At 28.2% G+C, this 26,378-nt stretch carries 26 protein-coding genes; 19 read left to right on the top strand and 7 right to left on the bottom strand.

What is annotated here, in order from left to right; all coding sequences use genetic code 11:
- Positions 1–30 precede the first annotated feature (30 nt).
- The 5 genes from bioA to ppk2 (CRV01_RS07715) all read left to right on the top strand — a co-directional run bounded on the left by bioA (position 31) and on the right by ppk2 (CRV01_RS07715) (position 5,837).
- Positions 31–1,281 (top strand): adenosylmethionine--8-amino-7-oxononanoate transaminase, encoded by a 1,251-nt coding sequence (gene bioA, locus CRV01_RS07735; protein ID WP_129007639.1) that lies wholly within the window; start codon positions 31–33, stop codon positions 1,279–1,281.
- The gene (locus CRV01_RS07730) at positions 1,282–2,475 is read left to right on the top strand and encodes a saccharopine dehydrogenase family protein (RefSeq protein WP_129007638.1); all 1,194 of its coding nucleotides are present in this window, start codon (positions 1,282–1,284) and stop codon (positions 2,473–2,475) included. It begins immediately after the preceding gene.
- A gap of 162 nt (positions 2,476–2,637) precedes the next feature.
- On the top strand, positions 2,638–3,777 hold the full coding sequence (nspC, locus tag CRV01_RS07725; RefSeq protein ID WP_129007637.1) for a carboxynorspermidine decarboxylase: 1,140 nt from the start codon (positions 2,638–2,640) through the stop codon (positions 3,775–3,777).
- An 18-nt stretch (positions 3,778–3,795) separates the two neighbouring features.
- The gene (ppk2, locus tag CRV01_RS07720) at positions 3,796–4,716 is read left to right on the top strand and encodes a polyphosphate kinase 2 (protein WP_129007636.1); all 921 of its coding nucleotides are present in this window, start codon (positions 3,796–3,798) and stop codon (positions 4,714–4,716) included.
- 5 nt (positions 4,717–4,721) lie between these two features.
- Positions 4,722–5,837 carry a polyphosphate kinase 2 gene (gene ppk2 / locus CRV01_RS07715; protein WP_129007635.1) on the top strand — a complete coding sequence of 372 codons (1,116 nt, stop codon included), beginning with the start codon at positions 4,722–4,724 and terminating at the stop codon, positions 5,835–5,837.
- Positions 5,838–5,843: 6 nt separating this feature from the next.
- Here ppk2 (CRV01_RS07715) and CRV01_RS07710 read toward each other — a convergent pair whose 3' ends face one another.
- The gene (locus CRV01_RS07710) at positions 5,844–7,565 is read right to left on the bottom strand and encodes a VWA domain-containing protein (RefSeq protein WP_129007634.1); all 1,722 of its coding nucleotides are present in this window, start codon (positions 7,563–7,565) and stop codon (positions 5,844–5,846) included.
- Between the two features lie 100 nt (positions 7,566–7,665).
- Here CRV01_RS07710 and tig point away from each other — a divergent pair, with 100 nt between their 5' ends.
- The 11 genes from tig to folE all read left to right on the top strand — a co-directional run bounded on the left by tig (position 7,666) and on the right by folE (position 17,759).
- Entirely contained in the window at positions 7,666–8,967 is a 1,302-nt protein-coding gene (gene tig / locus CRV01_RS07705) for a trigger factor (RefSeq protein WP_129007633.1), read from the top strand.
- A 19-nt stretch (positions 8,968–8,986) separates the two neighbouring features.
- Positions 8,987–9,571, top strand: a complete 585-nt coding sequence (clpP, locus tag CRV01_RS07700; protein ID WP_129007632.1) for an ATP-dependent Clp endopeptidase proteolytic subunit ClpP — start codon at positions 8,987–8,989, stop codon at positions 9,569–9,571.
- 5 nt (positions 9,572–9,576) lie between these two features.
- Entirely contained in the window at positions 9,577–10,092 is a 516-nt protein-coding gene (def, locus tag CRV01_RS07695) for a peptide deformylase (protein ID WP_129007631.1), read from the top strand.
- Between the two features lie 46 nt (positions 10,093–10,138).
- Positions 10,139–10,642, top strand: coding sequence for a PAS domain-containing protein (locus tag CRV01_RS07690; protein WP_129007630.1), 504 nt, complete (start codon positions 10,139–10,141; stop codon positions 10,640–10,642).
- A 64-nt stretch (positions 10,643–10,706) separates the two neighbouring features.
- Entirely contained in the window at positions 10,707–12,209 is a 1,503-nt protein-coding gene (locus CRV01_RS07685) for a YifB family Mg chelatase-like AAA ATPase (protein WP_129007629.1), read from the top strand.
- 44 nt (positions 12,210–12,253) lie between these two features.
- Positions 12,254–13,138, top strand: a complete 885-nt coding sequence (gene era, locus CRV01_RS07680; RefSeq protein ID WP_129007628.1) for a GTPase Era — start codon at positions 12,254–12,256, stop codon at positions 13,136–13,138.
- Between the two features lie 86 nt (positions 13,139–13,224).
- On the top strand, positions 13,225–14,031 hold the full coding sequence (locus CRV01_RS07675; protein ID WP_129007627.1) for a hypothetical protein: 807 nt from the start codon (positions 13,225–13,227) through the stop codon (positions 14,029–14,031).
- Positions 14,003–14,665 carry a hypothetical protein gene (locus CRV01_RS07670; RefSeq protein WP_129007626.1) on the top strand — a complete coding sequence of 221 codons (663 nt, stop codon included), beginning with the start codon at positions 14,003–14,005 and terminating at the stop codon, positions 14,663–14,665. Before CRV01_RS07675 ends, CRV01_RS07670 begins: the two co-directional genes overlap by 29 nt.
- Positions 14,652–15,989 carry a GspE/PulE family protein gene (locus tag CRV01_RS07665; protein ID WP_258238353.1) on the top strand — a complete coding sequence of 446 codons (1,338 nt, stop codon included), beginning with the start codon at positions 14,652–14,654 and terminating at the stop codon, positions 15,987–15,989. The genes CRV01_RS07670 and CRV01_RS07665 overlap by 14 nt, the downstream gene beginning before the upstream one ends.
- Before the next feature lies 1 nt (position 15,990).
- Entirely contained in the window at positions 15,991–17,175 is a 1,185-nt protein-coding gene (locus CRV01_RS07660) for a type II secretion system F family protein (protein WP_129007624.1), read from the top strand.
- An 11-nt stretch (positions 17,176–17,186) separates the two neighbouring features.
- Positions 17,187–17,759 carry a GTP cyclohydrolase I FolE gene (folE, locus tag CRV01_RS07655; protein ID WP_129007623.1) on the top strand — a complete coding sequence of 191 codons (573 nt, stop codon included), beginning with the start codon at positions 17,187–17,189 and terminating at the stop codon, positions 17,757–17,759.
- A 23-nt stretch (positions 17,760–17,782) separates the two neighbouring features.
- On the opposite strand, the gene mgtE is transcribed toward folE, so the two are convergent.
- Entirely contained in the window at positions 17,783–19,135 is a 1,353-nt protein-coding gene (mgtE, locus tag CRV01_RS07650; RefSeq protein ID WP_129007622.1) for a magnesium transporter, read from the bottom strand.
- On the bottom strand, positions 19,135–20,325 hold the full coding sequence (locus CRV01_RS07645) for a M23 family metallopeptidase (RefSeq protein WP_129007621.1): 1,191 nt from the start codon (positions 20,323–20,325) through the stop codon (positions 19,135–19,137). Before CRV01_RS07645 ends, mgtE begins: the two co-directional genes overlap by 1 nt.
- Before the next feature lie 80 nt (positions 20,326–20,405).
- Between CRV01_RS07645 and CRV01_RS07640 the strand changes: the two genes are divergently transcribed.
- The 3 genes from CRV01_RS07640 to CRV01_RS07630 all read left to right on the top strand — a co-directional run bounded on the left by CRV01_RS07640 (position 20,406) and on the right by CRV01_RS07630 (position 24,041).
- Entirely contained in the window at positions 20,406–21,365 is a 960-nt protein-coding gene (locus tag CRV01_RS07640; RefSeq protein WP_129007620.1) for a murein L,D-transpeptidase family protein, read from the top strand.
- Between the two features lie 68 nt (positions 21,366–21,433).
- The gene (purL, locus tag CRV01_RS07635) at positions 21,434–23,647 is read left to right on the top strand and encodes a phosphoribosylformylglycinamidine synthase subunit PurL (protein ID WP_129007619.1); all 2,214 of its coding nucleotides are present in this window, start codon (positions 21,434–21,436) and stop codon (positions 23,645–23,647) included.
- 13 nt (positions 23,648–23,660) lie between these two features.
- Entirely contained in the window at positions 23,661–24,041 is a 381-nt protein-coding gene (locus CRV01_RS07630) for a DUF302 domain-containing protein (RefSeq protein WP_129007618.1), read from the top strand.
- Positions 24,042–24,051: 10 nt separating this feature from the next.
- Here CRV01_RS07630 and CRV01_RS07625 read toward each other — a convergent pair whose 3' ends face one another.
- The 4 genes from CRV01_RS07625 to CRV01_RS07610 are packed head-to-tail and all read right to left on the bottom strand — an operon-like array spanning position 24,052 to position 26,357.
- The gene (locus CRV01_RS07625; protein WP_258238352.1) at positions 24,052–24,474 is read right to left on the bottom strand and encodes a hypothetical protein; all 423 of its coding nucleotides are present in this window, start codon (positions 24,472–24,474) and stop codon (positions 24,052–24,054) included.
- Positions 24,474–24,779, bottom strand: a complete 306-nt coding sequence (locus CRV01_RS07620) for a metal-sulfur cluster assembly factor (RefSeq protein ID WP_129007617.1) — start codon at positions 24,777–24,779, stop codon at positions 24,474–24,476. The genes CRV01_RS07625 and CRV01_RS07620 overlap by 1 nt, the downstream gene beginning before the upstream one ends.
- Positions 24,769–26,019 carry a hypothetical protein gene (locus tag CRV01_RS07615; protein ID WP_129007616.1) on the bottom strand — a complete coding sequence of 417 codons (1,251 nt, stop codon included), beginning with the start codon at positions 26,017–26,019 and terminating at the stop codon, positions 24,769–24,771. The genes CRV01_RS07620 and CRV01_RS07615 overlap by 11 nt, the downstream gene beginning before the upstream one ends.
- A complete protein-coding gene (locus tag CRV01_RS07610; RefSeq protein WP_129007615.1) occupies positions 26,019–26,357 on the bottom strand; it encodes a DUF2249 domain-containing protein in 339 nt (112 codons plus the stop codon). The genes CRV01_RS07615 and CRV01_RS07610 overlap by 1 nt, the downstream gene beginning before the upstream one ends.
- Positions 26,358–26,378 lie beyond the last annotated feature (21 nt).

Raw genomic sequence — 26,378 nt, 5'->3', positions numbered from 1 at the left:
TCATAGCACTTTTTTTATATAATATTACTTATGAATTATATAGAATTAGACAAAAAGCATGCTTGGCACCCTTATAACTCCTTGCCAACGAAAACAAAAATATTGCCAGTAAAGAAAACTTTTGGACAAACTATTGTCTTAGAAGATGATACTGAACTAATAGATGCCATGAGTTCATGGTGGAGCGCTATCCATGGATATAACCATCCAAAGCTAGTAGAGGCTTTACAAAACCAAGCAAAAATCATGCCCCATGTGATGTTTGGTGGACTTACACACGAACCAGCAGCTTTACTTTGTGAAAAGTTAGCAAAACTTACTGGATTACCTAGTGTATTTTTAGCAGACAGTGGAAGTGTTAGTATTGAAGTTGCATTAAAAACAGCTATTTTATACCAAAAAGCAAAAGGTAAAAATGTAGATAAGTTTATATCTTTAGAAAATGCTTACCATGGAGATACCTTAGGTTGTATGGGAGTGTGTGACCCAAATAATAGTATGCACTCACTATATGGAAACTATTTACCAAACAATATCTTTACAAGTATTGAAAATATTAAAAAAACAATAGAAAAACATCACCATGAAGTAGCAGGTATTGTACTAGAACCAGTGGTTCAAGGTGCAGGTGGTATGAGAATTCACAATCCTAGTTATCTAAAAAAAGTGCGTGAATTATGTACAAAATATGATATAATTTTCATTGCTGATGAGATAGCAACAGGCTTTGGTCACACAGGTAAAATGTGGGCTTGTGAACATGCAGATGTGGTACCAGATATTATAACTATTGGAAAATGTCTAACAGGTGGCATGATGACACTTGCTGCAATGTGTACAACAAAACACATAAGTGATACTATTTCGAACTCTGAAATAGGTGTACTTATGCATGGTCCAACATTTATGGGAAATCCTTTAGCTTGTAGTGTGGCAAATGCTAGTATTGATTTACTTTTAGAATCAAACTGGCAAGAAAAAGTTTCAAATATCAATAAAATATTTACTCAAAAACTAAAGACTTTAGAAGAAGTAGAAATCGTAAAAGATATTAGAACAATTGGTGCAATTGGTGTTGTAGAACTTCATAGTCCCCATTTCGCTCAAGATATACAAGATGAGTGTCAAAATCAAGGTGTATGGATAAGACCATTTGGAAAACTGATTTATTCAATCGTTGCTTATACAATTACTAATGAAGAATTAAATAAGATATGTGATGCAATGATAAACGCAATTAAAAAAATAAACATTCAATTTAAAAATATGGAGCAGAAATAGATGAAAAAAGGTATTTTAATCATTGGTGCAGGTGGAGTAAGTAGAGTTGCCACAGTTAAGTGTGCTATGAATATTGATACATTTGAAAAAATTACACTAGCGTCAAGAACAATTAAAAAGTGTGATTCAATTGCAATGGATATTAAAGAAAAACTTGGAGTTGAAATTCAAACTGCACAAGTTGATGCTGATAATATTCCTCAATTAGTGGATTTAATCAAAGAAGTTAATCCAAAAGTTGTTTTAAATGTAGCTTTACCTTATCAAGATTTAACAATTATGGATGCTTGTACACAAGCAGGTGTTGATTACGTAGATACTGCAAATTATGAGCACCCAGATGAAGCTAAGTTTGAGTACAAAGAGCAATGGGCAAGAGATGAACAGTTTAAAAAAGCTGGAATAATGGGACTTTTAGGTTCTGGATTTGACCCAGGTGTTACAGGTGTATTTTGTGCTTATGCTCAACAAAATTTATTTGATGAGATTCACTATATTGATATCATGGATTGTAATGCAGGTGACCATGGATATCCTTTTGCTACAAACTTTAACCCAGAAATCAACTTAAGAGAAGTATCTGCAAATGGTAGATACTGGGAAGATGGTAAATGGATTGAAACAAAACCATTAGAAATAAAAGTTGAACATGATTATCCAGAAGTTGGTGTAAAACCATCTTATCTTTTATATCATGAAGAGTTAGAGAGTCTTTCTAAAAATATCAAAGGTTTAAAAAGAATTAGATTCTTTATGACATTTGGTGATTCTTATATCCAACATATGAATTGTTTACAAAATGTAGGTATGTTAGGTATTGAACCTGTAATGCACAAAGGTGTAGAAATTACTCCAATAGAGTTTTTAACTACATTATTACCAGACCCAGCTTCATTAGGACCAAGAACAGTTGGTAAAACAAATATTGGTTGTATCATTGAAGGTATTAAAGATGGAAAGAAAAAGAAAGTTTATATCTACAATGTTTGTGACCACCAAGAGTGTTACAAAGAGACAGGAGCACAAGCTGTAAGTTATACTACAGGAGTTCCAGCGATGATTGGAACTAAAATGTTATACAAAGGTATTTGGGATTCAAAAGGTGTGTTCAACATTGAAGAGTTTGATGCAAAACCATTTATGGATGAATTAATGACTCAAGGTCTTCCTTGGAAGATATTAGAGCTAGATTAATTCTTTTTTCCAAAAACTTCGTTTACAAAAAGATATAAAGAGAGTCATTTACTAAGAGTAAATTCCTCCCTTTATACTTTTCAAGCCTTGTTTTAGAATAAAATATCTTAATCTTCAGAAACAAGAAAAAACAAAACTTACTATTTCATAGGAAACAATCAAATGGAAAAACAAACTTTTAAGTCACTAGAAGAGTTACCAAGTCCAGCATTTATATGTGAAGAAGAGCTTTTAGAAAACAATTTAAAACTTTTAAAAAAAGTTCAAGATGAAGCAGATGTAAAAATCTTACTAGCTTTAAAAGGTTTTGCATTAAAGTCTAGTTTTGAACTTTGTAGAAAGTATCTTTACGGTTGTTGTGCAAGTGGATTACATGAAGCACTTTTAGCAAAAGAGGAATTTCAAAAAGAAGTTCATACTTATAGTCCTGCTTTTAAAGATGAAGAGATAGATGAGATTATAGATATTTCTAATCACTTAGTATTTAACTCATTTTCTCAACTTGAAAGATATGGTAAAAAAGCTTATGGAAAAACTTCTATTGGACTTAGAGTAAATCCTGAATACTCCTCTGTAGAAGTTGATTTATATAATCCTTGTGGTACATATTCAAGACTTGGAATTACAAAGAAAAATTTTCAAGCAGATAAACTAGATTTAATTGAAGGTTTACACTTTCATGCTCTTTGTGAGCAAAATGTAGATGCACTTCAAGGGGCATTAGCAAACTTTGAAGAAAACTTTGGTGAATATTTAGTAGGGATGAAATGGGTAAACTTTGGTGGAGGACATCATATCACAAGAGCTGATTATGATGTTGAAGGTTTAATAAAATTATTAAAAGAGTTTAAAGAAAGATATCCTCATTTGGATGTTTTTCTAGAGCCAGGTGAAGCAGTAGGTTGGCAAACAGGTTACCTTATGGCAACTGTATTAGATATTGTAGAAAATCAAATGCAAATAGCCATTTTAGATACTTCAGCTGAGGCTCATATGCCTGATACTTTAGCTATGCCATACCGTGCAGATATTAGAAATTCAGGTCTTGCCAATGAAAAAAAATACACTTATCGTCTAGGAGGAAATACTTGCTTAGCAGGTGATATTATCGGTGATTATTCCTTTGATAAGCCCCTAAAAGTAGGCGATAAAATTATTTTAGAAGATATGATTCACTATACGATGGTAAAGACTACGACCTTTAATGGAATTAAGTTACCATCTCAAGTAATAAAAAATAAGAAGGGCTGTTACCAAATTGTAAATAATTTTGGGTATAATGCATACAAATCAAGATTATAATTACAAATTGGAAAAATAATGGCGCAAGATAAAACTATAGAAAATGAAAAGACTAAAGACGAAGAAATAGATACAAAAAAAGATGAGAATCAAGTATCAATTAGTGACCCAGAGAAAAAAGAAGAGTTAAAAACTAAAAGTAAAAAAGTTCAAATTTGGGTAAAAAAAGAGACTTTAGAGTACGAAAAAGAGTTAACAAAACTTCAAATTGAGTTACTAAAATTTCAAAATCATGTAAAAGACAAAGGATTAAAAGTTCTTATGATTTTTGAAGGTAGAGATGCTGCTGGAAAAGGTGGTACTATCAAAAGAATTACAGAACATTTAAATCCAAGGGGTGCAAGAGTAGTTGCTTTAGAAAAACCAAGTGATGTAGAAAAAACACAATGGTATTTTCAAAGGTATACTAAACATCTACCTAGTGCAGGTGAAATTGTACTTTTTGACAGGTCTTGGTACAACAGAGCTGGTGTTGAACCAGTTATGGGATTTTGTACTTCTGAAGAGCATCATGAGTTTTTAAGAGAAGTTCCAGAGTTTGAGCAAATGCTTGTAAAATCTGGAATTATTCTTCTTAAGTTTTATTTTTCAGTATCAAAAAAAGAGCAAGCAAGAAGATTTAAGAAAAGAGAAGTTGACCCTTTAAAACAATATAAACTTTCTCCTGTTGATAAAGAGTCTCAAAAATATTGGGATAAATATACAGTAGCTAAATTTTCAATGCTTATGTCTTCAAATACAGATTTTGCACCATGGACAATAATAAGAAGTGATAATAAAAAAAGAGCTAGAATTAACTGTATTAAGCATATTTTATCACAAGTTAATTATCCAAATAAAATAGAAAATAAAGAGTTTAAAACTGATAGTAATATTCTAGTTCCAGGGAAAAAAGAGTTAGAATATATGGAAAAACAAAATAAATTTGCAAAGGCGTAGTTGTAATGAATTTAAGTGATTTTGATAAAACTGAATATAGTGGTTTATATATTTCAAAGGCTGCACACCCAACTTTTGGGAAAAAATATATTGCAAGGTTTCAATATAATAAAAAAAGATATGTAAAAGTATTAGGTTATACAAAAAAAGATAATCTTACAAAAAAAACTGCACTTACTTTAATGCAAAAATTCAAAGACTCAATAGTAGTTGAAAAAGAAGAAACAACTGTAGAGAAACCAATTACAGAAAAAAACTTTGATAAAAAATACCAACAATTATTAGAAGAGAATAAAAACTTAAAAGCTATTTTAGGTGATTTCAAAGATTTAGACCCAGAGACTTTAAAAGATGGTGTACAAAAAATTTATGATTTAGAAGAGTTAAAAAAATATCAAATTGAGTTAATTAAACTACAAAATTATCTTGAAGCAGAAAACAAAAGAATGATTATTCTTTTTGAAGGAAGAGATGCTTCAGGTAAGGGTGGGGCGATTAGACGAATTACTAGATATATGAATAACAAACACTATAGAGTTGTTGCTTTAGGTAAACCAACTGAAACGCAAAGAAATCAATGGTTTTTACAAAGATATATTCAACACTTCCCAACTGGTGGAGAAATGGTATTATTTGATAGATCTTGGTACAACAGAGCTATGGTTGAACCAATTTTTGGATTTTGTACAAAAGAAGAGTATGAAATTTTTATGGAAGACGTTGTGAATTTTGAGCAAGATTTAGTAAGACAAGGAATGATTTTAATCAAACTTTATTTCTCTGTTTCTAAAGATGAACAAAAAAGAAGATTTGATAGAAGAATCAATGATCCTCTAAGACAATGGAAATTTTCAGAAGTAGATATGCAAGCTCAAGATTTATGGTCAGAGTTTTCTGAGAAAAAATATGAGATGCTTAGACGTACATCTTCAAGAGCTGCTCCATGGCATATTGTTAGAAGTGATGATAAACATAAAGCAAGACTTGAAGCTATGAAAATTATTTTAAATTCTGTAGATTATGATGGAAGAAACTATGCTTTAAACTTTGATGCTGATGAAAATATTAATATCTCAGTACAAAGAGAATTAATGCAAATGAGAAAAACAGCTAACTATTAAACCCCTTTACCAAGGAGTTGAAGTATCTCCACTTTGCTCCTTGGAATCAAACTTTTTAAGCATAACAGGTACTTCTTTAGATTGTTCTAACTTTTTAAGCCATTTCTTTTCTTCTGCATCACTTAATTGATTTTGTTTATCTGCATTTTCTTGTTTATCTTTTTTACTTTTTTGTTTGTTTTTATCTTCGCTTTTTTCTTGACTATTTTTTGAGTCTTTATTTTTTTTATCTTTATCTTGCTTATCTTTTGAATTTTTATTTTTTTGTTTTTTATCTTTATTTTCATCTTGAGACTTGTTTTGCTCATTTTTATTTTGTTGGTCTTGTTTTTTGTCTTTATTTTCAAGGGCTTTTAAAACTGCTTCTAGATTTTCTTTAGTATCTTTATCATCTTTTATTTTTAAAGCTTTTTCATAAACTCTTTTTGCATTTTGTAGGTCATTTAGTTTTACGTATGAGTTACCCATATTATGAAGTTTTTTGTACTCTAAGTCTTGATTGGAAGTGACTACATTTCTATAGTGCATTAAAGCTTTTTTATATTCACCTTGTTTGTATAAAGCGTTTCCTAAATTGTAGTGAGACTCAGGTGTTTTAGCTACCTTTCTAAACTCTTTAGAAGCTTCTTTAAACTCTTTATTTTCATAATATTCATTTGCTTTATTTATTGTTTCAAAATCAAATTCAAAAGCTTTTAACGAATTATTTGAAAAGATTAGAACTAAAGCTAAAAGTACAGAGTTTTTATTTTTTTTAAATATTTCAGATAACTTTGGTCTAGATGAAAATGCTATTAATAAAATAAAAAGAGCTAATCCTAAAGGATAATAAAAAAGTTCAGTGTAGGTTTTAAAGTTTCTAGATTCTTGCTTTTGTTTTTTTGATGTAATATTTATATCATCAACAAGTTGTTTAATATCGTCATTTGAATTTGAGTATTTTATATATGCAGCATCTGTATTCAATGAAAGTTGCTTGATATCTTCATTTAGTTTAACTGTTACGATTGAACCATCTTTTTTAGAAAGAAAACTTCCATCTTGTAATTTAATAGGAGTTGGATTATTTGTAGCTAATCCTAAAGTATATATTCTAATATTGTTTTCCTTTGCATATTCAATTTCTTTTTCATAGTTTGATTTATTTGCTCCATCAGTTATCAATATTAGATTTTTATCTTTTATTTTTTTTAAAAGCTTTTTACTTACTTCTAAAGTTGAAAAAATATTTGAACCATTGTCAAAATTAAGTCCAGTATCAAGCCTATTTACAAGTATTTTTAAGGAGTTGTAATCTTTAGTAATAGGTGAAAGTATAAAAGCAGATTTAGCAAAAAGTACTACTGCAATAGAGTTTTGTTTTGCATAATCAATAATATCAAGAATCTTCTTTTTCCCAAGACTTAATCTATTTGGATAAATATCAGTTGCAAGCATAGATTTTGAAACATCTAATGCTATTACAAAAGAGACTGTTTCTTGGTCTATTTTATGTTCTTTTTCATTTATTACAGGTCGTGCAAGGGCAATAGTCATCAGTATAAGTGTTATGAAAAAGAGAATATTTCTTGTTGTTTTTGTCATATATTTATTTTTAATAGATAGTTTTGCTAATGCTTCTTTGTCAAAAAACTTTTGAAATTTATCTTTATTTGTTGTTATTAGAAACATTAAAATTATAATTGGAATTAACATAAAAAATAGTACATTTGGATAAAGAAATTGCAATTGTGAGTCCTCATAAAATCTTAGTTTTTATATTTTATATTATCCCAAGTAACTTTTAGATAAAATCACGACTAAAATTAAAATAATCGGAGTAGATTTAATGGAATTTAACGCACAAAGAGTTGACGAAGCTAATGCAGTTATCACTTCAACAATCTCTAAAGAAACAATTGAAAAAAACGTAGATAAAGTAGCTAAACAAGCTGCTAAAACTATGGATATTCAAGGTTTTAGAAAAGGTAAAGTACCAGTTTCTGTTGTAAAACAAAGATATGCAGATAAATTAACAGAAGATGCAGAAGGTGAAGCAGTTAGAGCTGTATTAACTGATGCTTTAGCAGAGTTAAAAATTGAAAATGCAGATTTAATTGGTGAGCCAACTTTTGGTAAATATGATAAAAAAGAAGATGGTTCTATTGATGTAGAAATCAAAGTTGCTTGCAAACCAGCAGTTGAATTAGGTGATTATAAATCATTAGTTCCAGCAGTTGATAAAAAAGAAGCTGATGCTAAAGAAGTTGAAGCAAGATTAGAAGAGATTGCTAAACAATCTGCACCATTAGAAAAAATCAAAAGAAAAAGAATGGTTAGAGAAGGTGACTTCGCAGTTATCGACTTTGAAGGTTTCGTAGATGGTGTTGCATTTGAAGGTGGAAAAGCTGAAAAGTACCCATTAGAAATTGGTTCTGGTGCATTTATCCCAGGATTTGAAGAGCAAATCATTGGTATGAAATATGAAGAGCAAAAAGATGTTGTTGTAACTTTCCCAGAATCTTACCAACAAAAAGATTTAGCTGGTAAAGAAGCTACATTTAAAGTAACTTTACATGAAATTCAAGAAAAAGTTGCTCCTGAATTAAATGACGAATTAGCTAAGAAAATGTTACCAGGTGAAGAAGATGCAACAATTGAAACTTTAAAAGAAAAAATTGCTGAACAAATCACTGGTGAAGCTAAAGCTATTTATTATAGAGATGAATTAAAACCTGCATTCTTAGATAAATTAGTTGAAAAAATCAATTTTGCATTACCTTCTTCTGTTGTTGATCAAGAAGTTAACTACTCTTTAAATAACAAAGTAAGAACTATGTCTGAAGATGAAATTAAAGAATTACAAGAAGATGCTTCTAAAGTTGAAGCAATTAGAGATGAGTTAAAAGCAGATGCTGAAAAATCAGTTAAAGCTACTTTTATTGTTGATGCATTAGCAAAAGCAGAAGAAATTGATGTAACTGATCAAGAAGTTACACAAGTAATTTATTATGAAGCAATGCAAACTGGTCAAAACCCTCAAGAAGTATTAAAACAATACCAAAATGCAGGTTATTTACCAGCAATTAAAATGTCTATGATTGAAGAAAAAGTAATTACTAAATTATTAGACGAAAAAGCAGGAAACTAAAACCTAAATAGGATTAAAAATGAGTTATATACCATATGTAGTTGAAAAAAGTGGAAGAGGCGAAAGAAGTTATGATATTTATTCAAGACTTCTAAAAGATAGAATTATTATGCTAAGTGGTGAAATTAATGATCAAGTAGCATCTACAGTTGTTGCTCAGCTTTTATTCTTAGAAGCTGAAGATCCAGATAAAGATATCTATTTATATATCAACTCTCCAGGTGGGGTAATTACAAGTGGTATGTCTATTTATGATACGATGAACTATATTAAGCCTGATGTTTGTACTATTTGTGTAGGACAAGCTGCTTCTATGGGTGCATTTTTATTATCATCTGGAGTAAAAGGAAAGAGATACTCTTTACCTAACTCTAGAATCATGATTCACCAACCATTAGGTGGAGCTCAAGGTCAAGCTACTGATATTCAGATTCAAGCTAAAGAGATCCAAAGAATGAAAGATGATTTAAATAGAATGATTTCAGAGCAAACAGGACAACCTCTAGAGGTAGTTGAAAAAGATACAGATAGAGATAACTTTATGAGTGCAACTGAAGCTTGCAAATATGGTTTAGTTGATGAAGTGATTTCAAGTCATAAGTAAATAAAATGATTAGAGAAGTTTTAACATATCCAAATAAACTACTTAGAACAAAGTCTAGTGATGTAGAGAAGTTCGATAATGAACTTCATACATTACTTGATGATATGTATGATACAATGATTGCGGAAAATGGCGTAGGACTTGCTGCGATACAAGTTGGCATTCCTTTAAATGTTTTAATTATTAACCTTCCAAATGAAGAAGATATTCAAGATAAAGAAGATTTAATTGAAGCAATTAATCCTGTAATTACTCACAAAGATGGCGAACAAGTTTTTGTTGAAGGTTGTTTAAGTGTTCCTGGGTTTAATGAAGAAGTAAAAAGAGCACAACATATTATTGTAGAGTATTACAATAGAGCTGGTGAAAAGCAGACTATGGAGTGTGAAGACTTTTTAGCTGTAGCATGGCAACATGAGATGGAACATTTAACTGGACATTTATTTATTGAAAACTTATCAATTACAAAACGAAAAAAATTTGAAAAAGAGTGGAAAAAGAAACTCAAATCAAAAAAATAAAAATATTATGTATTTCATAATATAATACTCCTTTAAGGAGTATGTTATGAACCCTGAAAATAAACAACCTCAAATTCTACAACTACAAGAAAAGATAGAAAAACTTTCACAAGAAAATAAATCACTAAAAGAACAACTTTTTAGATTAGATTATGTTTATAGTTTTTTTAATAAGTATGCAATTACTTCAGAAACAAATATTGATGGAAATATAACTTATGTTAGTAAACCATTTATAGATATATCTGGTTATACTGAAGAAGAGTTGTTAGGTCAAAATCATAGAATAGTGAGACATCCTGATATGGAAGACAGAGTATTTGAAAATATGTGGAAAAATATTATATCTAAAAAAGTTTGGCGTGGAGAAATTAAAAATCTAAAAAAAAATGGTGGATATTATTGGGTTGATAGTATTATTTTTCCTATTTTAAATAAAGATGATGAAATCGAAGGTTTTAAATCTATTAGGTTTGATATAACAGATGCAAAAAAAACATCTGATATAGTTCATGAGATTTTAGATAAAGAAGATAATATATATTTTTAATAATATTAAATTTTATTTTATAGTACTTTTTATATAATCTATAAAATTATTTTAAAGAGTATATATGAAGATAATAAAATCTGCAACATTGGCAAATATAGATGCAAGTGAAGTAAGTGTAGAATCAACCTTTACAAAAGGGCTTCCTAGTTTTACAATAGTTGGTTTACCTTCTGATCAAATAAAAGAGTCAAAAGATAGAGTAAAGTCAGCACTTCTTACAAATGATTATAAATTTCCTCCAAAGAAAATCACAATTAATTTATCACCAAGTGAAATCAAAAAAACCGGAACACATTTTGATTTACCAATTTCACTTTTAATAGCTTTATATGAAGAGAAAAAAATAGATTTTAAAGATATTCATGTCTTTGGAGAATTATCTTTAAATGGTGAAATAAAAGATAGCAATAATATTTTTCCTATAATTTTGTCCCTTGCAAAACAAAGTAAAATAACAAATGTTTTGGTTTGCAAAGATAGTGCAAAAAAGATAAGTAAAATACCTAATATAAATATTTACTGTGTAAAAAACCTTTTAGAAGCAATAGAGTTTTTCCATGAAGAAAATAAAAACAAATATTTATACAAAAAAGAGATGTTAAAGTATGAAAAAATAAATATAAATGGAAAAGAGTTCTATTTTGAAAACTATTATGAAAATGATTTTTTTGATATAAAAGGACAAGAAAATGCAAAAAGAGCTGCACTTATTGCAGCAGCAGGTAATCATAATATCTTACTTGAAGGAAGTCCTGGTTGTGGGAAATCTATGATAGCAAAAAGACTACCTTATATAATGGCTCCTATGAGTTTAGATGAAATTTTAGAAATTGCAAAATTACAAGCCTTAGATTTAAAAGAGCCAAACTTTAAACCAGTACGTGTATCAAGGTCACCCCATTGTTCCTCAACAAAAGCTTCAATAGTTGGAAGTAGTAATAGTTTAGGTGAAATTGCACTTGCCAATGCAGGAGCACTTTTTTTTGATGAACTACCACATTTCCCAAGTTCTATCTTAGAGTCATTGAGAGAACCCTTAGAAGATAATTGTTTATTAATAAGTCGAGCAAATTCAAAAGTAAAGTATAACACTAAATTTTTATTTATAGGTGCAATGAACCCTTGCCCTTGTGGAAATTTACTATCTACAAATAAATCTTGTAGATGTAATGACTTAGAAATAAAAAGATATAAAAATCGTTTAAGTGAACCCTTTCTAGATAGGATTGATTTGTATGTAGTTATGAATGAAACAAATATAAATGATAAACCAAGTGTAGATTCAAAAAAATTACATGAACAGGTTATTAATGCATTTAAAATGCAAATTTTAAGAGGTCAAAATGAATTAAATGGAAAGCTTAATGATAAACAAGTAAATAAATTTTGCTCTTTAGATGAAGATTCAAGAACTATTTTACATAAAGCTACAAATAATTTCAACCTTTCATTTAGAAGTATAAATAAAGTTTTAAAAGTGGCAAGAACAATTGCAGACTTAGAAAGTTCTGCAAGTATAAAAAAGCAACATATTTTAGAAAGCTTAAATTATAGAAGAAGATAAGTAGCTTAGATATGTTATAATCCAAAAAAATAGTAAGGATTTGTATGACTAAATGTGGTTATGTATCTGTAGTTGGAAGACCAAATGCAGGAAAGAGCTCACTTTTAAACTGGCTAGTTGGTGAAAAAATTGCAATGGTTTCTCACAAAGCTAATGCGACAAGAAAAAGATCAAATATAATTGTAATGCATGAAGATAACCAAATTGTTTTTGTAGATACTCCAGGTATCCATGAAACAGAAAAACTTCTAAATCAATTTATGCTTGATGAAGCATTAAAAGCAATTGGTGATTGTGATTTAATTCTATTCTTAGCTCCAGTTACAGATAAACTTACTCACTATGAAAACTTTTTAGAAAAAAATAAAAAGAATACAAAGCATATTTTACTTTTAACAAAAATTGACAATGTTTCAAATAATGAAGTATTAGAAAAGATGAAAGAGTACGAACAATATGCCAACAAATATGAAGCAGTAATTCCAGTTTCAATCAAAAAGCAAACAAGACATGAAGATATTTTAGATGTTGTAACAAAACACTTACCAGAACATCCATATTTATTTGACCCAGAAATTATGACTACAGAACATCTAAGAGATATTTTTAAAGAGTTTATTCGAGAGTCTATTTTTGATAATATCTCAGATGAAATTCCTTATGAGACTGATGTTATTGTAAATAGAGTTGAAGAGAAAAAAGATATTGATGTTGTTAAAGCTACAATTATTGTTCAAAAATCAACTCAAAAGGGTATGATTATTGGAAAAGGTGCAACTGCCATTAAAAGAATAGGTAAAGACGCAAGAATCAAAATTGAAAAACTTACTGGAAGAAAGTGTTATTTAGAACTATTTGTTTCTATTAGAAAAGGCTGGACTAAAGATAAAAAAGGTCTAAAAGAGTTAGGGTACGACGTAACTTTTTAAAAAATAATAAAAAATAACATTTAATTAAACTTTATTAAATCTTTTTAATAATAAGATATATTATATTTTGTTATTAAAGGTTTAATATGGAAACTTATGAAATAAAATCTACTGAAGAAATTTCACAAAACCATTTAAAAAACTTTATTCTTACAAATTTAGAAAAAGAAGAAATTCTCCTTTCATCAAATTCTTATATATACGCTTCATTTTTAAAAGAATTAAATAGTTATCAACTGATTGTTTTTGATAAAAATAGTACTAATATTCCTGAAATATTTTCTCATAAATGTAAAAATGATAATGAACTTCTAATTACAGAAAGATATTTTTGTTTATATAAAGAAAAAAAAGTATATTTTTATCAAGAAATAAAAGAAAAATTAAATGAAAAACAGATTTTAGAATTTGTAAAAAGTAGTTTTAATATTGAAAAACTCTCTATAACAAATGAAATAAATAAAAATAAAAAACAAGAAAAACAATATAGTTTTATAGGATATAAAAAGAGTCATTTATTTAAATTTTTTCTTTTATATATTTTAGTTTTGTTTCTTGTGTTACTTTGTTATTTTTCTTCAAATAATAAAGTAGAAGATAAACTATCAATAGAAAATCTAAAAAAAAGAATTGAAACACAAAAACAAAATAGTGCTTATTCATTTGTTTCTTCAAAGATTGTAGATTTATTTTATCATGCTAAACAAAAAGATATAAAAATCCTTTCCATACAACTACAGAATAAATCCTTTTTATTAGAATTGTCCTCTTTACAAAAAAAGAGTATTTATGAGTTTTTTAATAACTATAAAACTTCAATTAATAGTTTTAAATATGATGAATTAATAGGAGGTTATAAAGTAAATGCAAATATTAGCTTTATTAGAAAATAGTTTTGAAAAAGCATCTAAAAGAATAAAAATAGAGCTTTTTCTTTTTCCTCTTTTTCTCATAGGTGCTTTAATATTTTTTTTAGAACAAACTAAAGTAGAAGGCTCAAAAGTAAATCTTTTTAGTGGCAATGTTTTTATTCAAAAAAAATCTATGGAAAAATCTTTGATTGATATAATTAAAGATATAGAATCTTATCTTTCGAAAAACTCTATTGAGTTAATAGAAATATCAAATATAAATGAAAAAATTCAAATTAAAGCAAAAGCAACTACTCTTTCAAGTTTGAAATTAATAAAATTTATTGAAGAATATAATAATTTTTCTTCCATTGAATCCCTAAAAATGGAAGAGGATAATCTTTTTTTAACTATAACTTTTAATAAATTATATATAAAAACTAGCAATAAAAAAGTACAATCAAAACTTGAATTCTTAAAAAAACATGAGAATCAAAGAAAAAGATATACTTTAAAAGCAATAGTAGGTAATAGTGTTTTAATAAATGATAAATGGCTAAGCTTAGGTGATAGTATAAATAGTGAATTTAAAGTCTCAAAGATAAATAAAGATTCGGTTTTAATAAAAAGTGAAAATATTCAAATGATATTAAGGCTTTATGATGAAACTATATAAATATCTTATTGATTATAATTATGTAAATTCTTTTAATATAGAAGTTTTAAAAAAGGCATTGGTATTACCTATAAAAGCAGATGGAATATATTGTAAATTTTTTGTTTGTGAAGAGTCAAATTTAAAGTTACTTGATTTAAGTTTAATAATAGAAAAGATAGAACTGCCCCGAAATAAAATAGAGTTTTTTTTAAGTGATTTTAATATAAGACTTGATTTATATAATAGTAGTGAAAAATTAATAAAACAAAAAGAGATAAATCCAAAATTGATGGAAGAGTTTTTTAATAAGCTTTTAAATAAAGCTTTATTTTGTAAAGCTAGTGATTTACATTTTGAATCTTTAGAAAACTCAATGGTAATAAGATTTAGAATAGATGGAGAACTTAACTCTTTTTATATTTTTAAAAAGGAGTTTTTTAAAACTATAAGCTCATATATAAAGATGTTATCAAAACTTGATGTAACAAAGATTAGAAACCCTCAAGATGGAAGATTTTCTTTTGTAAATGTTGACTTTAGAGTTTCTACTATGCCAACAATTCATGGGGAATCAATAGTAATTAGAATCTTAGATAATCTAAATGTAACAGATGATTTACAAAGTATGAGTTTTTCTTCTCATCTAATAGATTCTTTTGAAAATATAATTACACTAAAAGAGGGTTTAGTTTTAATAACTGGACCAACAGGAAGTGGTAAAAGTACAACTTTATACTCTTTAATTAAACAGTTAAATAGTGAAGACAAAAAGATAATAACAATTGAAGATCCTGTTGAGTATAAAATTGAACAAGTTCAACAAGTAAATATAAATGAAGATATTGAACTTGGTTTTAATAGTGTACTTAAAAATATTTTACGTCAAGACCCTGATGTGATTCTTATAGGAGAGATTAGAGATGCCTTTTCTTTGTCTATTGCTTTACAAGCATCTTTAACAGGTCATTTAGTATTAGCTTCTATTCATGCAAATTCAAGCATTGATACAATTTCAAGACTTATTGATTTAAAAGCAGATAGATTTTTATTAGCAAGTACTTTAAAGTATATTATTTCCCAAAGATTAGTATTAAAACTTTGTACTTGTAAGAGTGGTTGTGAACTTTGCAATTATAAAGGTTTTTTAGGAAGAGTTTGTATTGCTGAAAGTTTAGCTTGTGATAAAAATATAAAAAGCTTTTTAATGAAAGATGATTTTTTAATTCAAATTGAAAACTATTTAAAACAAAATAATTATAAAACTATTTTAGATGATGGTTTAAAAAAAGTACAAGAGAAAAAAACTACATTAAAAGAGCTCTATAAAGTAGTAAATTCTTAAGATGAAGTATAAAATAAAATATCAACAAGATAAAAAAGTAAAAACTTTAGTTTTAAGTGAAAGTGAATATCTAAAAAATAAGTTTCCTGAAAATATTATAAGTATAAAAAAATGTCTTGATTTAACAAATCTATTTAAATCTAAAAAAACTATTTCTAAGAAAGCTTTATTAAATATCTTAAATGAATTAAATCTAATGCTTGAATCAAATATTTTATTTGATGAAGCTTTTGATATTTTAATAAATTCTAATAATGACAAAAATATAAAAGAGTTTTTAAATAAGATTAAATACTCTTTTTCTAATCATTTAGACTTAGAACAAAGTTTAAAAGAGTTTAGAGTTGATAGTTTTGTTATCTCATTATTTAAAATTATACAAAATAGTGGAGAACCCAAAAGGCATATTAAAACTTTATATGAAATATTAAAAGAAGAAGATGAAGTAAAAAAACAGATTAAAAAAGTTTTTGCATATCCTTTGATTTTAGTAAGTTCTTTTTTATTTGCACTTATTGGTATTTTTAATTTTGTTGTACCAAAGTTTGAGAATATGTTTTTACAAAATGACATGAAATTAAATCTTGCTACAAAGTCACTATTTTTAGTAAAAAATATATTTGAAAACTACCTTTTTTTAATTTTGGCACTAGTGGTTACTGTAATCTTTTTTGTATATTTGCTTTATTCAAGAAGTAAGAAAATAAAAATTATTGTTCATAAGATACTTTTTGAAAATCTATTTTTAATAAGTAAAATTTATAGATATAGGTTGATGTATAGATTTTTTTATATAGTAAATAGTTTGTTACAAGGAAGATATGAGTTTCATGAAACTATTATTAAGAGTAAAACTTTAATAAACAACAAATACTTTTTAGATAAAATTACACGAATTGATAGTTCACTAAAAAGTGGTAAGTCTATTTATCATAGTTTTGAAAAGAGTGGTATTTTTGATGAGCTTGTTTTAAATATAATTAGAACAGCCGAAATATCAAACTCAATAGAAAAAACAAGTTATGAAATAAGAACTATCTATAAAAAAAGATTTAATGAAAAAGTAGAAATATTTTCTATATTAATTGAGCCTATATTTTTTATATTGATTATGTTATTAATTGTTTGGATAATTATGGCTATATTTGTTCCTTTATGGAGTATAGGAGATATTTTAAAAATATAAGAGGAATTTTTATGAGTAATGAGCTAGAGTTTGAGAACTCAGTTAAAAATATTTTAGAGTATATAGGTGAAGATGTAACTAGGGAAGGTCTTGAAAAAACACCTAGTAGAGTTAGAAAAGCTTTTGAATTTATGTGTGGTGGATATAAACAAAATCCAGAAGAGATTATAAATTCTGCACTTTTTACAAGTTCAAATGATGAGATGGTAGTTATTAAAGATATTGAGTTTTATTCAATGTGTGAGCATCATATGTTACCAATTATTGGAAAAGCTCATATTGCATATATTCCAAATGGAAAGGTAGTTGGGCTTTCTAAAATTCCTAGAGTTGTAGATGTTTTTGCCAGAAGATTACAAATCCAAGAGCAAATGACTGAACAAATTTGTGATGCACTTCACGAATCTTTAAATCCAAAAGGTGTTGCAGTTATGATAGATGCAAGACATATGTGTATGGAGATGAGAGGGGTTGAAAAAATTTGTTCAACAACTGTTACTTCTGCACTAAGAGGATTATTTAAAAAAGATAAAAAAACAAAAGATGAGTTTCTTTCAATAGTTGCTCAATCTTTGCATAAATAAAAGTAGGCTTTTAAAGCTTACTTTTAAAGTAAAATAACCTTTGCAAGCATTAAGAAACTAAAGAAACCTACAATATCAGTAACAGTAGTAAGTAGTACTGTACTTCCTATAGCTGGATCAATATCAAGTTTTTTAAGAAAAAGTGGAATTGAAGCTCCAAAAAAACCAGCACTAAATAAGTTTATTACCATGGCCATGGCAATGACCACCCCAAGCATAGCTTTATCAAACCAAACCCAAGCAATTAGTCCTATAACAATTGCAAAAACAATACCATTAAAAATAGATATGAAAACCTCTTTTTTAATTGCACTTTTACTATTGTCAAAATCAATATCACCTAAGGCAAGCTGTCTTACCATAACGGCTAAAGTTTGTGTTCCTGCATTTCCACCCATAGAGGCAACTATAGGCATTAAAATAGCTAATGCAACATATGATTGAATAGTTTCATCAAATATACCAATAACCAATGAAGCTAAAATGGCAGTTCCTAAATTTAAAAATAACCAAAAGCCTCTTTTTTTAGCAACAGTTAATAGATTGTCATCTTGCTCAAATTCATCATTAACCCCTGCTAATTGGTACATTTGTTCAGTTGCATTATCTTCAATTACATCTAAGATATCATCAGATGTAATCCTACCCATTAACATACCTTGATAGCCAGTAACTGCAACAACTGATAAGTCATATTTTTCAAACTGTTTTGCTACATCATCAATATCATCTTTATCTTGTACAACAAAGGGTTTAAATTTATTATCTTCATGGGAATTTAAAATCTCTTCATACGTTTTTGAAAAATCAAAAATAATTAAATCTTCAAGTAATATTGAAGCAAGAAGTTTTTTATCATCATTTATAATAAAAACTTGATGAATATTTTCTAGTTCATCACTCTCTTTGCCTTCTTTTAATCTATCAATTGAACTTTGAATAGTATCTTTGATATTTGCAGAAAAAAGCTCAGTCTGCATGTATGAACCAGCTTCATCTTGGTTATATCTTTTAAGCCAAGTGATCTCTTCTTGATATTCTTCTTCTAGCCCATCAAAAACTTCTTTAGCTTTATCTTGGTCTATTCCTTCAATTTCTTGAATAATATCTGTTGCATCATCTGATTCTAGTTCATCTACTGCTTCTGTTAGTTTTTTAATTGACAGTTCTTCATAAACATCTTCTCTAAGATATTCAGGAAGTTCAAGAATTACTTCCCCTAAATAGTCTTCAGGGATTTTTTTTACAGTATCAAAAAAATCTTGATTGTTTTCTGCATGTATCTTTTTTAAAGAGTAAGCTATATCACTTGGGTGAAGATCTTCAATTCTTTTTAGAAGTTCTTCTGAGTTTGTTATAACTATCTCTTCAGCCATTAAATATTCCTAATTGTAATTGGTGTACTTGATAGTGAGTCTTCAAGTTTAGTTGGAATTAACACATTTAAATCTTTTGTACTATTTTTAAGTCTATTTGACATAGTTTTAGCATAGTTAATGAATACTCTTTTTTCTTTACCTTTTAGTTTACTCTTAGTTACCTTTATAATTTTTAAAGGATCAATAGCTCTACCATTTCTATAAAGACCTAAGTGTAAATGAGGTCCAGAACTAAGTCCTGTACTTCCTACATATCCAATGTGTTGACCTTTTTTAACTCTACTTCCTGATCTTAATCCACCTTTAAATTTGTATTGGTGTGCATAAAGAGTTCTTAATCCATTTTTATGTTGAATAATAATAGTGTTTCCATAACCACCTTTTCTACCTCTAAAAATGATTCTTCCATCTGCTGCTGCATAGATTTTTCTTCCTCTTGGAGCTGCGTAATCTACTCCTAAGTGAGCTCTGTATCTTTTTAAAACTGGATGGTATCTTCTTTTTTGAAATCTACTTGAAATTCTTGTATATCTAACTGGTGTTTTAAATGTAAAGTTTGTTAAGCTTTTCCCATGAATATCATAATATTGGCCATCTCTTTCATGTCTAAATATAAAGTTATTGTCTCCATTTACTTCAACCATTGCTGCAATAATTTCTGGTTGACCAAAATATTTTCCAAGTCTAATTTTTTGTTTATATTTAATAACTACAAAATCACCTTTTTGCATTCCTCTGAAGTTTACACTTGATTTAAATGCACGAATTAGTTCATTTGCAAGATCTTTATTATTAGTTTTATTCATAATATCAAGATAAGGAGAATGAGAGGTTTCAAGTACTAATGTTTCTTCTATTTCTTGGTAAGAAATAGGAAGAGTTTGGAATTTGTATGTTCCATCTTTTTGTTTTGCTATATGTAGCTGAATATCTTCAGATACTGGGATTAAAACTTGTTTTAGTGAATTGTCTTCGTCAAGCAATAAATGAAAAGAAGTACCTTCGTTTATTTCTGAACATAACTCTTTATCTTCTTTGGGTAAATTATAATACAAGGACTGTGAAATTCCATATTGTTCTAAAAATGTTAAAAATGTTTCACCTCTTGGCCAAGACAATTCTTGCACCTCTTTTGCAAATGCAAAAGTACTTAAAAATATAAAAACTAATAAAATGATTTTCTTCACATGACTTCTTTATACTAAAATTAGAAAAATTATTATACAATCCGCAACTTAAAGAGTTAATAAAATATTTGGGGAATTGTATGAAAAAACTATTACTTCTATTATTCTTTATGGCCACTTATTTATTGGCAGATTTAGTTGATATTTATAGAAATCAAGGCTTAGAAGCAGTTAAAGCTGAATTAGAAAAAGAACTTACAAAGAAAGAATACTGGGAAAATTATCTAAGTAATAAAAATGTTGAGTATGGTTATTATGAGTCAAAAGAGTTTTTAATAATTGCAGAAAAACAAAAAAAAGAGATAAAAGTATTTAAAGTAGAAAAAGATAAATATAACTTACTTTTAAAAGATAATATTATTGTTGGTGAAAAAGAGGGCGATAAACAAGTTGAAGGTGATTTAAAAACACCTGAAGGTGCTTATATGCTAACTAAAAAACTTACAAATTTAGATGAATTTTATGGACCACTTGCTTTAGTAACTTCATATCCAAACACTTTTGATAAGACTTTAAATAAAAATGGTCATGGAATATGGATTCATGGTATGCCTTTAAATGAAGAAAGAGAAAAGTTTACTCAAGGATGTATTGCTTTAGATAATGAACAGCTACAAGAGATTGACAAGAGTATTTCCCATGAAAAGTCTATTTTACTTATAAGTGATGAACATCTTCCTAAAACTTCGAAAGAAGAGATAAGTACAATTTTAGCTGCAATATATAAGTGGCGAGAAGCTTGGAAAAAATCTGATATTGAAGAGTATTTAAACTTCTATTCTGAATCTTTTAAAAATGAAAGAGGAATGAGTTTAGAGGAATTTGCAAAATACAAAAAAAGAATTTTTGCTAAAAAAGAGGAAAAAAAGATTGTCTTTACAAATATAAACATAGCACCATATCCTAACTCACTAAATAAAAATATGTATAAAATTCTTATGGATGAAGATTATAAAACAAAATATTATACTTTCGTAGGTAAGAAAGAATTATATATAGAACTTAAAGATAATAAAGTACAAATCTTAGCAGAGGGTTAAAACTAATACTAAGAGCTTTTTTTGTATAATCGCCTTTAATTAAAACTACCATAAATTTAAGGGCGAAGATGCAAAAAGAAGAGATGAATCTTGAAGAGATAGCACTTGCACACTCTTTAACACTTGAAGAATTAGAAAATATCAAAGAAATTTTAGGAAGAGAACCAAACTATGTAGAAATTGGTATTTTTTCTGCAATGTGGTCTGAACACTGTTCATATAAATCTAGTACAAAATATTTAAAAGGTTTCCCAACAAAAGCTCCATGGGTTATCCAAGGTCCAGGTGAAAATGCTGGTGTTATTGATATTGGTGACGGTTATGCAGCTGTATTTAAAATGGAATCACATAATCACCCATCTTTTATTGAACCATATCAAGGAGCAGCAACAGGTGTTGGTGGAATTATGAGAGATGTATTTACAATGGGTGCAAGACCTGTTGCAAGTATGAACTTAATTCAATTTGCTGGAATTGAAGGTGATAGTGAAACTGCTAAAAAGCATAGATATTTACTAAGAGGTGTTGTTGCTGGTATTGGTGGATATGGTAACTGCATGGGTGTTCCAACTATTGGTGGACAAACTAACTTTGAAGAGTGTTATGCAGGAAATAACCTTGTAAATGCATTTAACTTAGGTATTGCAAAAGCTGATGAAATCTTCTATGGAAAAGCAGAAGGTATTGGAAACCCAGTAATGTATGTGGGTTCTAAAACTGGACGTGATGGACTTGGTGGAGCAGTTATGTCTTCAGCTTCATTTGATGAGGATTCTGAATCTAAAAGACCAACTGTACAAGTTGGTGATCCCTTTACTGAAAAACTATTATTAGAAGCTTGTTTAGAACTATTTAAAGAAGATTTAATTATTGGTATTCAAGATATGGGTGCTGCTGGACTTACTTCATCTTCATTTGAAATGGCAGGTAGATCTGGAAGTGGTATGATTATGCACTTAGATAAAGTACCAGCTAGAGAAGAGGGAATGACTCCTTATGACTTCATGTTATCTGAATCACAAGAGAGAATGCTTATTTGTGCTAAAAAAGGTAGTGAACAAAAAATTATTGATATTTTTGAAAAATGGGAACTAGATGTTGCTGTTATTGGTGAAGTAACTGCTACTGGAAATATGGAATTATTCTGGCATGGTGAAAAGTGTGCAGAAGTTCCAGTTCAACCAGTTTCTGAACAATCTCCTGTATTAGATAGACCAGTTGCTAAACCTGCATATTTAAATGATATTGAAAATATTTCTTTAGATAAAGATATTTCAAATCAAGAAGCCTTTGATAAACTATTTTCAGATATGGAAGTAGTTGATAAATCTTGGGTTTACAATCAATATGACTCAATGGTGCAAACAAATACTGTAAAAGGACCTGGTAAAAATGATGGTTCTGTAATTAGAATTAAAGAGACAGGAAAAGCTTTAGCTATGTCTGCTGATTGTAATACAAGACAGTGTTATGTTAACCCTGAACTTGGAGCTGCAGCAGCTGTTATGGAATCAGGAAGAAATGTTGCAATGACAGGTGCTACACCAAAAGCAATTACTGATTGTCTAAACTTTGGTAACCCTCAAAACCCAGAAGTAATGTGGCAATTTGCTCAAGCTTGTGAAGGTATCAAATCTGCTTGTAAAGAGTTAAATACTCCAGTTATTGGTGGAAATGTATCTTTATACAATGAAACAAATGAAGTAGGTGTTTTCCCAACTCCAGCAATTGCAATGGTTGGTGTAAATGATGATGCAAATAAAGTTTTACCTGCTTGTTTACAAGAAGATGGAAACACTTTATATCTTTTAGGTGATACTAAAGGAGAGTTTGGTGCTTCTTTATATCTTAAAAAGTTATATGGAAAAGTTGCAGGAGCTCATCCAGAAGTCGATTTTGCAAAAGAGCTTAACTTATGGAATACAGTAATTGAAGCAAATAACCAAGGTTTACTTAAAGCAGCTAAAGATGTTAATGTTGGTGGTTTAGCTATCGCATTAGCAAAAATGGCAGTTGTTGGAAACAAAGGTTTAGAAGCAAATATTAAATTAGCTGATGAAAAAGATTTATTCTCTGAAACATTAAGTAGAGCTGTTGTTGAAGTAACTCCTGAAAATAAAGATGCCTTTGAAAAATTATGTGCTTCTAAAGGAATGAAAGTTACTGAATTAGGATTAGTTGGTGGTGGAAGAATTGCTATCAATGATATCTATACAGAATTATCTGAGGCTAAAAATATATACTTCAATAGATTTAAAGAAGTAATTGAGCAAGACTTATAATAAAGGTTTTAACATGGAACAATATATTAAAGATTCTTCAAAAAGCGTTCAAGAGGTAGTAGATACAATTTGTGAAAAAGCATCAAACTATAAGTTTGGTGTTTTACATATTCATAACGTAAAAGAGACTCTTAACTCAAAGGGTGTAGAGTTTGATGATGAGTGTCAAATTCTTGATGTATGTAATCCTGGTGTTGCAAAAGATTTTTTAACTGCAAATAGAAACTTAGCAGCAATAATGCCTTGTAAAATATCTGTTTATAGTAAAGAGGGACAAACTACTGTAGTTATGAATCCTGTTGAAGATTTAGTTAGACCAATAGAAGAAACAGTTTTACCTATAGCAAAAACAACACAAGAAACTTTATATAAATTAATAGATGAAGCTATCTAAGCTTTATCTATTAAACACTATACATAATCTGCGATATAAATATAATCATAATAACTAAAATAAATGGTAATCTATGACCTTTAAATACAAAAGGTTGAATACCAAAAAATACTTGTAAAACTCCTCTTAATCCTAACCATAATCCTAAAAAAGCTTTTAAAGAAAGTAAGATTTGAAAAGTTGAAAAACTACTATCTTGTGGAATACTTCCAAAGCTAATATAAAATAGATATATTCCTGATATTACAGCTACTATTAATGCTTTAGGAACAATAGCCCGTGTTAGTTTTGCAAAGTATCCTCTAACTTCTTTATACTTTTCTTCACTTAGAGTTTTTTGCATTCTCATTAAAATAAGATTATCTGTAAATAAAAAACCTGCATAGATAAATACTGAAAAAATATGAATTAGTTTTACAAATAAAAAGCTCATTAGAAACCACCTAACCTCTGTTTTACATGATCTTGTGCCATTGATATGTTCCATACAGGCTCCCAAACAAGCTCAACACTTACAAGCTCAACCTTAGGAAGTTCTCTTAAAACAGCTTCTTCTACCCATTGAACAATTAATTGATGTAAAGGACAAGCTTTTGTACTAAGTGTCATAGTTACAAGAACTTCCATTTTCTCATTACATTTTGCATCATAAATAAGTCCCATTTCCACAAGATTAAATCCAACTTCAGGGTCAATAACAGTTGAAATAGCTTCAAAAATTTCTTCTTTAGAATACATATGATTCCTCCTTTATTGTTGCCATATATAAGATATCTTTTAATAAAAAGATAACACCAATAGTTAAAAAACACAAACCACTTTTATATATTTCATCTATATTCATCACTAAACCTATGGTTACAATAATAGTTCCAAAAGAAGATAAGATAAATTGGAAACTTGAGCTTTTTTTGGGTATTAAATCAGTTAACATAGGTACTTGCTTTTTTCCTACAAATATTGAAAATCTTTCATACCAAACTAAAAAAGGAACAATTTTATACAGATGTCCTGCAATTAAAAAGCCAATAAAACCAATAAAAATAAGCCATGAGGCTGAAATTAATAGATTGTCATTTCCATAAAAAAAGTATGCAATAAAAAGTATAAATGATACAAGTAAACTAAGATATGAAAAAATCATACTTTTAAAATAGATATCAACTTCAACTCTTACTCTTTTTTTATAGATTACAAATATCTGAACAAAATATAAAAGTAGTGAGATTATACAAAATGTATAAGCTATAGTTTCAAAAATATTAATATCTAAAAAACTAAAAATTAGCATTGAAATAATACTTGAACATAAAATATAAAAAGCACTTTTTACGTAAATCCAAGAAAAACTATGACTTAACCAAAACATTGGAAGTAGTATTAAACTCATACTCATAATAGTAGTTCCTACATATCCAAAGAAGACTAAGAAAATATGTGATTTTAAAAGTTTAAAAGAATCAATAGATACAATACCAGAGTGGTTAAGGGCTAATGCAATTCCAAGTATTAATCCAAATAGTAAAAATATATTTGAGATGATAATTGTACTTATAATAAAGTTTATCTTCTTAACTTTTAAGATTGTTAAAAATGTTTCAAGTAAGAATATTGCCATTGCTATAAAAATAGCTGTTCCTCCAAAGGGAAGTAAAATAGGAAGAGTATAAAAGCCAAAAGCCATTAAAATAGTACCTACTATAATTAGAGGATAAATTGCATAATACAAATCAACTGCACAATGACCAACTTCTAAAACCACAGGAACAAGTTGAGCCATTGCTCCTAAAATAATAAGCATTACAAATGAAAGTAAAAAGATATGAACCCAAGCTAAAGTACTGCTATTTAAGTAGTGTAAATTTTCAAGTTCAAACCCAAACATAAGTAAAATACTTATTGCAAAAGTTATTACACCTAAGATAAAAAAAGGTGCTACAAGTTTAAAAGGTGGAGCAAAAGCAGTTGAGATATTCATTAGTGATTACACCCTGAACCACTACAACTATTTTGAGTAAAATTAGTTGTATTCTTAGAATCTATTTTTTTTCTAAAAACAACTTTTGCAAAACCATTGTCTAATTCTTCAACATCAAAAGTGAAATCTTGTTCAATTCTTGGGAAAAGTCCTGCAGGAGATTTGTGGTTTATCATAACTAATTGACTATTTTCATCTAGTAATTGTAATCCTGCCATTGCATTTACCATAGGCTCTGGAGGGGCACATTTACTTGTATCAAAGTGATAAGTTGTTAATCCATTTTCAATAGATTTAAAAAAATCTACACTAGCTCCTATTACTTCTATTTTTTCCATTTTTCATCCTTTTGTTTTTTG

It is taken from the genome of Arcobacter sp. CECT 8983 (genome assembly GCF_004118855.1).
Lineage (GTDB): Bacteria > Campylobacterota > Campylobacteria > Campylobacterales > Arcobacteraceae > Halarcobacter.
This window is presented reverse-complemented; position numbering and strand designations above follow the sequence as displayed.

What these genes read in the sequence shown, in the direction of transcription:
- bioA (WP_129007639.1), top strand. Translation starts at nt 31, where the DNA reads ATGAATTATATAGAATTAGACAAAAAGCATGCTTGGCACCCTTATAAC.
- CRV01_RS07730 (WP_129007638.1), top strand. Translation starts at nt 1,282, where the DNA reads ATGAAAAAAGGTATTTTAATCATTGGTGCAGGTGGAGTAAGTAGAGTT.
- nspC (WP_129007637.1), top strand. Translation starts at nt 2,638, where the DNA reads ATGGAAAAACAAACTTTTAAGTCACTAGAAGAGTTACCAAGTCCAGCA.
- ppk2 (WP_129007636.1), top strand. Translation starts at nt 3,796, where the DNA reads ATGGCGCAAGATAAAACTATAGAAAATGAAAAGACTAAAGACGAAGAA.
- ppk2 (WP_129007635.1), top strand. Translation starts at nt 4,722, where the DNA reads ATGAATTTAAGTGATTTTGATAAAACTGAATATAGTGGTTTATATATT.
- tig (WP_129007633.1), top strand. Translation starts at nt 7,666, where the DNA reads ATGGAATTTAACGCACAAAGAGTTGACGAAGCTAATGCAGTTATCACT.
- clpP (WP_129007632.1), top strand. Translation starts at nt 8,987, where the DNA reads ATGAGTTATATACCATATGTAGTTGAAAAAAGTGGAAGAGGCGAAAGA.
- def (WP_129007631.1), top strand. Translation starts at nt 9,577, where the DNA reads ATGATTAGAGAAGTTTTAACATATCCAAATAAACTACTTAGAACAAAG.
- CRV01_RS07690 (WP_129007630.1), top strand. Translation starts at nt 10,139, where the DNA reads ATGAACCCTGAAAATAAACAACCTCAAATTCTACAACTACAAGAAAAG.
- CRV01_RS07685 (WP_129007629.1), top strand. Translation starts at nt 10,707, where the DNA reads ATGAAGATAATAAAATCTGCAACATTGGCAAATATAGATGCAAGTGAA.
- era (WP_129007628.1), top strand. Translation starts at nt 12,254, where the DNA reads ATGACTAAATGTGGTTATGTATCTGTAGTTGGAAGACCAAATGCAGGA.
- CRV01_RS07675 (WP_129007627.1), top strand. Translation starts at nt 13,225, where the DNA reads ATGGAAACTTATGAAATAAAATCTACTGAAGAAATTTCACAAAACCAT.
- CRV01_RS07670 (WP_129007626.1), top strand. Translation starts at nt 14,003, where the DNA reads ATGCAAATATTAGCTTTATTAGAAAATAGTTTTGAAAAAGCATCTAAA.
- CRV01_RS07665 (WP_258238353.1), top strand. Translation starts at nt 14,652, where the DNA reads ATGAAACTATATAAATATCTTATTGATTATAATTATGTAAATTCTTTT.
- CRV01_RS07660 (WP_129007624.1), top strand. Translation starts at nt 15,991, where the DNA reads ATGAAGTATAAAATAAAATATCAACAAGATAAAAAAGTAAAAACTTTA.
- folE (WP_129007623.1), top strand. Translation starts at nt 17,187, where the DNA reads ATGAGTAATGAGCTAGAGTTTGAGAACTCAGTTAAAAATATTTTAGAG.
- mgtE (WP_129007622.1), bottom strand. Translation starts at nt 19,135, where the DNA reads ATGGCTGAAGAGATAGTTATAACAAACTCAGAAGAACTTCTAAAAAGA.
- CRV01_RS07640 (WP_129007620.1), top strand. Translation starts at nt 20,406, where the DNA reads ATGAAAAAACTATTACTTCTATTATTCTTTATGGCCACTTATTTATTG.
- purL (WP_129007619.1), top strand. Translation starts at nt 21,434, where the DNA reads ATGCAAAAAGAAGAGATGAATCTTGAAGAGATAGCACTTGCACACTCT.
- CRV01_RS07630 (WP_129007618.1), top strand. Translation starts at nt 23,661, where the DNA reads ATGGAACAATATATTAAAGATTCTTCAAAAAGCGTTCAAGAGGTAGTA.
- CRV01_RS07625 (WP_258238352.1), bottom strand. Translation starts at nt 24,474, where the DNA reads ATGAGCTTTTTATTTGTAAAACTAATTCATATTTTTTCAGTATTTATC.
- CRV01_RS07620 (WP_129007617.1), bottom strand. Translation starts at nt 24,779, where the DNA reads ATGTATTCTAAAGAAGAAATTTTTGAAGCTATTTCAACTGTTATTGAC.
- CRV01_RS07615 (WP_129007616.1), bottom strand. Translation starts at nt 26,019, where the DNA reads ATGAATATCTCAACTGCTTTTGCTCCACCTTTTAAACTTGTAGCACCT.
- CRV01_RS07610 (WP_129007615.1), bottom strand. Translation starts at nt 26,357, where the DNA reads ATGGAAAAAATAGAAGTAATAGGAGCTAGTGTAGATTTTTTTAAATCT.